Source organism: Brevibacterium aurantiacum, from assembly GCF_007558825.1.
Lineage (GTDB): Bacteria > Actinomycetota > Actinomycetes > Actinomycetales > Brevibacteriaceae > Brevibacterium > Brevibacterium aurantiacum_A.
Genome location: NZ_VLTK01000034.1, coordinates 1 through 5,340 on the forward strand (window position 1 = coordinate 1; position 5,340 = coordinate 5,340).

Below are 5,340 nucleotides of genomic sequence, written 5' to 3' on the forward strand. Positions count from 1 at the left end.
GCACTCAGGCGCAGGACGTGTTGCTAATGATCACGAGCAGTCCTGCGCTTCAGTCGTCGTATGCCGATAGCGTGAAAATGAGCGAGGCTCCACTGGCGCAAGCGCTCATGAACCGTGCCGGGGATATGGACCCATTGACTGCGCGAGCACTCGCCGCGAGCCTTGCCGCTGCCACTCGAGTCGCCATTCACGATTGGCTGTCATCAGTCGCTAGACCATCATCAATGAGCGGGTTCGTCGTGCCGACCGGTTCGCTGTCCGATCGGATGCGGGCCGCATTGATGCCTTTGGTGCCAGCGCTTGATGCCGCATCGGGCGAGGCACACGCGCAGAACCAGTGGCCGTCGCGGCAATTCGGCCGTCCGTCTCTTACTGACACCGAGGGAACAAGCCCCGGTGCCACCACGAAAACGGAGGTCAGATGACCCGCCGCCCTGCGATCCTGCTCGCTGTCACGCTCGCCGCTCTCACGCTTCCCGCATGTGGCTCCGTCGATAACGCTGACCCGGAAACGGCCTCATTTGCTGTAGCTGGCGATCATCTGACAATCATCAAAGAATCCAGCGGCAACATCGAGCTCTATCCCGACGATGTCGACGAGGTTGAGGTCACTCGCTGGTTCTCCGGCCACCCAGGTGAAGCCAGCTGGGACTTCGCAGGGGATGAACTCACTCTCGCCACCGACTGTGGATTTCTTTCTTCTTGCGACGTCCGGTATCAAGTCGCTGTGCCACAAAACCTTGCCGTCAACCTCGACGCTTCGAACGGTGACGTCACCGCAGCCGATTTCGAGACCGCCCTGTCGATCCGGACCGAAAACGGCGCCATCGCCGTCAGTGACATTTCCGGCGAACTCTCACTGAACAGCACCAGCGGAGACCAGCGTGCCACCGACCTCAGGTCCCGCGACGTCCACGCCCAGGCAGAAAACGGCAAGATCGAACTCAGCTTCAAAGACGTGCCGTCTGATGTCGCTGTCACCACAGACAACGGCGCCATCGCTCTCCAGGTTCCGGATCAGCCGTACGCCGTCGTATCCACCACCGATAACGGCGCAGTCAACAACACCCTCAATACTGATAAGAACAGCCCTCACAGGATCGACGTGACAACCGAGAACGGCAACATCGAACTACTCACCGACTGAGTCCAACCCTGATCACGCAGTCAAAGCTCCCGCCGGGCTAGCGCTCACAAGCGGCTAGCCCCGTATTTCGCGCCGACAGGGGTGCCCTCAGACAGCCAGGTGGACGAGCCGCCGATGAGGCCGACACTTCCGGCTCGGGAATCAGAGGTGATGTCCGCGGTTAGAGAGGGCTGTCCGGCTAGCGTCATGCTCGCGGTGTAATCACGGCTCTCGCCTTCTAAGTCTGTCCAGCTCGCCCATGACGACGTTGTTGCCGCACTCGCCGGTGAAATTGACAGTGCCACAAATGCGCCGATGGAAAGTCCTGCAGCGACTTTCCGGATTCCTCGTCGTTTCATGATTCCCTTCTGAGCCTTACAAACCGACCAGGCCAAGTAGTTGAGAAAAAGAGTGTGGATCAGTTTTGAGATTACCCAATGCGCACTGTGTGCGTTCATGCTTCCTGTCAGCACGCCGCCCGATGCGCATTGTTTCCATTTGGCAATAAAGCACCGGCTTGAGCTGGTGGAGTGAACATCCGTGCATTCGGATGAGTGGTGTCAACTAGTTCGTTATCGGATCGATTTGATCGTTGACGTGCCACTATTTGAGTGCATGGCGCTCACTGCTCGCTCCACCGCCCAACCCGGTTGTCCACTATTCTTCACCATCACCGCCTGTGTCCCAAATCTCATCCTCGCCGTCGGCCCTGGTGACGACGCCACCGCCAGGCACATCAGGTGCCACAGCACTTGAGATTCTGATCACCCCTGGCCGAAATCCCAGTAGCGGACCACTCTCGTCGGATCACGATCCCACGCTGCCGCTCAATTCAATGGCGAGCCAATACAGTCAACTGACCGGGAGCGACCTCAGCGTGGTGACTCCACGACGGAGCCGGTTCACCAGCTCAGCAGGGCTCGTCGTTCTGTCCTGGACACGAGTGCGCGTGCGCGTGTTGAGTGGCCCTGAAGAAAAGCGATGCCAGTAGGAATGAGGGCAAGAGCCAGGGCAACGCCACCGAATCCAGGCTCATGCTCTTTCAACACTCCCATTCCGAGCCATCCTGCGGGAAGGAAGAGCAAGCATCTCAGCACGCCCCATCTCTGAGAACGGAAGAGGCCATATGCCAATAGCAGTGATCCGATAATCGTCCCCGCAGAGGCGATGACGGGAATCCGCCAGAACGCGTAGGCAAGATCCCCGTAACCGTCGAGGATCAACGACGTGGCTGTCTCCGTCCCCAGTCGTTCAACGACGTTGAACGTGGTTGCATCAACACCGAGATAGAACGCGCGGGCCATGAGGCCTGCAACTAGTAACAAACCTCCCAGGGCTGCTGCCCATGGAGCCCTAATTGCGGCTAAGCGCGAGAGTGCGAATATTGCTGGTACCAGGAGGACGATCCCCAGAAAAAGCAGCGCGGATCCGGTAGTAGACAGTTCAGGCTCACGTGCATGGACTTCGAGCAACATCGGTGCGGCGAATGTCGCCGCGTCTAGCTCGCTGAGGTCCCCAGGCGTCAAGTCAGCCTCGACACGGGCCATCCATTGAACGAAGAGGCCAGCCGTCCACAGCAATGGCGCCAGGATCAATGAAAAACCGCAGATAAGGCGGTCAGCACGACGGTTGAAGTCTCGACGGCGTGCCATGCCAACATCAGGAGAACTCACATATTGAGAATATCAAAGCCGTCGCATGTCGCCCTCACGACGGGAAAACACCCCGAATTCTCCTCCCAATCCGACTCGTCACTGAAGCAATACCGGCATGCACAGCCCACCGGTCGGGGATGCTGAAGTCTTTAGCTCCGAATGGTCCAGACAGTCGCACCCCTAGAGCTCGCGCGGGTAGGAAAACAGGTCCGGGGTTAGCATTTGCAGCATGCCTGCCTCTTCATGCTCGGCCGCTTGCGCGGCAGTGACCAGGACGACCCGCTAGCGACGGGACGTCTGGTGCTGAGTAACATCACGTTGATCGCGCCGAAGATTCGAGCCTCTTCGAAGCCGAACAGTTCCGGGACGGATCACATGGATACGTTCTCACTCGGGAATTTGAGTTCGTTCGAATGCCCGGTTGTTCGCGTGCACCCTGCTGATCTCTTCCTTCAACACCTCGTCACGTCTCTGCCAGGCCGAGGCTGGGCGCTGTTGACAGGCATAGTAAGTACTCGGAGCGATCTTCACACCAGCAACACGCAGCATGGCATAGATCGGCTCGACTCCGAATTCGTCTTTGTGCTCGTCGACGTACGAACAGATCGCTTCGAGGGGCTGCCTGGCCCCGCCGCGAAGGGATCCGAGGCTGACTTCAGGATCTGATTAGCCCGGCGCGGTTCCCGGTTCGCTTTCTCGAGGTCCGTGATCTGCTGGACATCAGCGGGGGTGGTACCGGAATCGAATTATCCCGCCGATGTCCATGTGGAGACCTTCCCTCGCTCGTCCGGGTGATGCACTTTCGTCGCTACTTGAGCCCGTAGGGGTCGTCTGGTCGGAGTCGGTATTTGCGAATGTACGACGCGACCGCTGCAAGCGATCGGCCGAGGATGGCAGCGCGTTCGCCGAGTGGAATGTCCGTGCGAGTGTAGGCCAGCTTTGCCTGTTCGCGGGTCCACGGTTGCCAAAGCCTTGGCGCCCGAGCCCGTGCTTGACGAGCGGGCGTTACCGTCACCTCCCATTCGCGAAACCATTTCCCCAGGGTCGCGACATCGACGCCCACACTTGAAGCAATATCGGCGATGCCTTCACCAGCTATACGACGCTGGATGACTTCGTAGCGCAGTCGTTCTTTGTCTTCTCGCGACGCGTAGCGTCTAGGAGAGTCAATGTCATCAACTCCACGCCACCATCGCGCATAGCACCGCCTGCACAGGCCACGCGCTACCGGGGCACGGTCACACCAGACGACTGCGCAAATCCTCATGAAGACTCTTCGCCGTGGAGAAGCGTTCCAGTGGGTGATTGCTTGTTAGCTTTTGCATCGTTGACTTCGCGTGCCTCTCGGGCAGATGCGACATCGTCGACTATCACGGCAATGTGTCGCATGCTTGTGATCAACGAACCGTAGAGTGGCCATGATGTGGCGGGGAGATTCTGAGCCTTGGACATGTCTTCGGCCAACGCCTCCAGCCGGTCATAGATCGGCTCGACTTCAGAATCAGGGTCGGCAATGGCGCGGCCTGCGTCTCTGACGATCTTTGACCATTTGTTGCGAAACCGTGTGTCCCACTCACCCGTCGCATAAGTTGCTTCGCGAAGGGTTCGGGCCAGATGTCGAAGATGTGAGATGCCCTCATCGACGCGCTGAAGGATATTCACGTAGCTCTCTTCGTCCAGGTTCGACTGCTCGTCGTCTGGGCGTTTTGGTTGAATCGTTCTGCGCAAGTTACCGCGAGGGTTGGCTCTCCGACTTTCTCTTGCGAACCGTACTGATTGCCAGGCAGTGCTGAGCTCATCGCTCATCGATTCCGTTTCGCGAAACCAGTCGTCGGCTCGATCAGTGTCCCAGGAATCGCTGAACTCTTGAGACATATTGATGAGGACGTCGCCCATGCGGCGGTTGATGTTGTCGATGTATCTCGCGGCTTGTCGATCGCGGAGTGGAGGGATAATGATCAAGTTGACCACTAGTCCGACAGCGACGCCTAATGCGACTTCACCGATGCGTTCGAGGAGGAGAGGCTGCTGGCTACCGAAACCGCTGCCGAGGATAAAGATCGCAGTGGTGGCAATAGCGATGCCTTCATCGCGGATCCACGAAAACCTTGCACCGATCAAACCGACTAGGAGCGCAAGAGCAAAAGTCCATATGCTCACGCCCAGGTAGTGACCGATGACGAAGGACAAGGCCACACCGATCGTTGAGGCGACAGTTGACTGTGCTCCTCGAGATAGGGACCGGTAGACGGTGGCATGGACTGTCAGAAGTGCTGTCCACGGGGCCAGAAACGGCATCTGCGAGCTCAGGACAGCGGCGGATAGCCACCAGGCACCAGTAGCAGCGACGACGCTCTTGATGATCTGGAACAGGTCGGTGACGAATTCGGGTTGCTTGACGAGGGCTGCTACTCGTTCTTTCATGTCTTCAGCCAATGGTCGATCCTTATTTTGGGAAGCGGACTCAGATGTAGTCAAATGTTAGATCATTGGGGGAGCAAACGTAGTTGCCTTCGCGATGCTTGAGCGCATCGGAGCAGGCCTGCGATCCGCGAGTGA

The 5,340-nt window shown here is 58.3% G+C and carries 4 protein-coding genes; 1 reads left to right on the forward strand and 3 read right to left on the reverse strand.

What is annotated here, in order from left to right; translation table 11 throughout:
* The first annotated feature begins 421 nt into the window (after positions 1–421).
* Positions 422–1,147 (forward strand): DUF4097 family beta strand repeat-containing protein, encoded by a 726-nt coding sequence (locus FO013_RS22045; RefSeq protein ID WP_143924712.1) that lies wholly within the window; start codon positions 422–424, stop codon positions 1,145–1,147.
* Positions 1,148–1,191: 44 nt separating this feature from the next.
* Here FO013_RS22045 and FO013_RS22585 read toward each other — a convergent pair whose 3' ends face one another.
* The 3 genes from FO013_RS22585 to FO013_RS22055 all read right to left on the reverse strand — a co-directional run bounded on the left by FO013_RS22585 (position 1,192) and on the right by FO013_RS22055 (position 5,205).
* On the reverse strand, positions 1,192–1,335 hold the full coding sequence (locus FO013_RS22585; protein ID WP_186293277.1) for a hypothetical protein: 144 nt from the start codon (positions 1,333–1,335) through the stop codon (positions 1,192–1,194).
* Between the two features lie 693 nt (positions 1,336–2,028).
* Positions 2,029–2,799, reverse strand: coding sequence for a hypothetical protein (locus tag FO013_RS22050; RefSeq protein WP_143924713.1), 771 nt, complete (start codon positions 2,797–2,799; stop codon positions 2,029–2,031).
* Between the two features lie 1,245 nt (positions 2,800–4,044).
* Positions 4,045–5,205: an FUSC family protein gene (locus FO013_RS22055; RefSeq protein ID WP_186293278.1), complete on the reverse strand. Its 1,161-nt coding sequence runs from the start codon at positions 5,203–5,205 to the stop codon at positions 4,045–4,047.
* Between the last annotated feature and the right edge of the window lie 135 nt (positions 5,206–5,340).

Bases quoted from the DNA above. Each gene is read 5' to 3' on its own strand.
- FO013_RS22045 (WP_143924712.1), top strand. From the start codon at position 422: ATGACCCGCCGCCCTGCGATCCTGCTCGCTGTCACGCTCGCCGCTCTC.
- FO013_RS22055 (WP_186293278.1), bottom strand. From the start codon at position 5,205: ATGAAAGAACGAGTAGCAGCCCTCGTCAAGCAACCCGAATTCGTCACC.
- FO013_RS22585 (WP_186293277.1), bottom strand. From the start codon at position 1,335: ATGACGCTAGCCGGACAGCCCTCTCTAACCGCGGACATCACCTCTGAT.